Source organism: Candidatus Hepatincolaceae symbiont of Strigamia maritima, from assembly GCF_055505085.1.
This window is the reverse complement of the sequence record NZ_DBKDTU010000208.1, coordinates 1-1,341: the sequence shown is the minus strand read 5'-3', so window position 1 is coordinate 1,341 and position 1,341 is coordinate 1. Positions and strand designations below refer to the sequence as shown.

1 protein-coding gene is annotated in these 1,341 nt (G+C 31.5%); it reads right to left on the bottom strand.

Annotation, left to right across the window (positions count from 1 at the left end):
* Positions 1–606: 606 nt before the first annotated feature.
* Complete coding sequence (locus ACQCX0_RS05710; protein WP_462563208.1) at positions 607–1,308, bottom strand: phosphatidylserine decarboxylase; 702 nt, start codon at positions 1,306–1,308, stop codon at positions 607–609.
* Positions 1,309–1,341 lie beyond the last annotated feature (33 nt).

Sequence of the window (1,341 nt, the reverse complement as noted above, 5' to 3'; positions counted from 1 at the left end):
CTACACGACGCTCTTCCGATCTATAAACTAATTAAACTAAGTAAGCAAATAGAGTATTTATTTAGGGAAATTTTTTTAGTGGAAATAGTTGGGATTTTACTTAGCATTAAAATACTAATTACAATGCTTGATAGGGCATAAATATAAATACTTAACTCAATTTGAAAAGTTAAATTAAGGGACAGGGGAAATAAAGCTAATAAAGCTGCAGCTGTGGTTGGTGTTCCTATAAAAAAATTTTTATATTTGGCAGGGGTCTTTTCCAAAGAATTAAAAATTGCTAATCTTAGGGCAGATGTACAGGCAAATCCTGCGGAAATTATCCAACCTATAAAACCTAAATCTATTAAAACAAAAAGATATAAAATAAAAGCAATAGCTATACCGAAGGCTGTAAAATCCGCAAAAGAATCTAGCTCTTTCCCTATATTAGACTGTATTTTTAAAGCACGAGCAATTCTGCCGTCAAAAACATCAAGAATAGCTGCAACAAAAATGCATAGTACTGCAAAATCTAAATAGCCAAACCAAGCATATCTTATAGCACTAAGCCCTAAAAATAAGGCAAGTATAGTAATAAGATTAGGAATTATTTTATACAACATATTATCTAAGAGGTTTGTCTAAAACCAAACTTGTTACTTGTGCTCCTTTATAGTTAAAATCAGCTAGAATAGTTTCTCCGCCAGTAGCGGTTTGTCCCTTAAAGACTAATGGAGTAAGTTCTTTGGGTAAGTATACGTCAACTCTACTCCCGAAACGAATTAACCCAAACTTTTCCCCACTTTTAATAGTATCTCCTTCATCAACAAATTTTACAATCCGTCTAGCAATAAAGCCTGCAATCTGAACAAAAGCAATTTTTTGATTAGTATCAGTATTTAGTACAAAAGATTGTCTTTCATTATAAATACTAGATTTATCTAAGGAAGCATTAAAAAATTTGCCTGGAAAGTAAACAATCTTTTCTATAACACCGCTAAAAGGGCTTCTATTAACATGTACGTTTAAAACATTCATGAAGATAGCAATACGTAACATTTCTTCATTTGGTAAAGCTAATTCCGTAGGAGGAGTTACATAGTCTACAGCAGTAATAATACCGTCTGCCGGAGCAATAACTAAACTAGGGTTTTGAGGAGTTACTCTGTCTGGATCTCTAAAAAAATAAACACACCATAAAGTTAAGACAAAACTTAATATTCCCAAAGTATTGGAAAAAAATGTAATAAATAAGGTAATAGCTGCAAAGATAATTATAAATATATAACCCTCTGAGGCGATTTTGGGCAATTTTAGGTTTTTCATTGAATAAAGGTCTCTCATTTTAATTAAAAATTA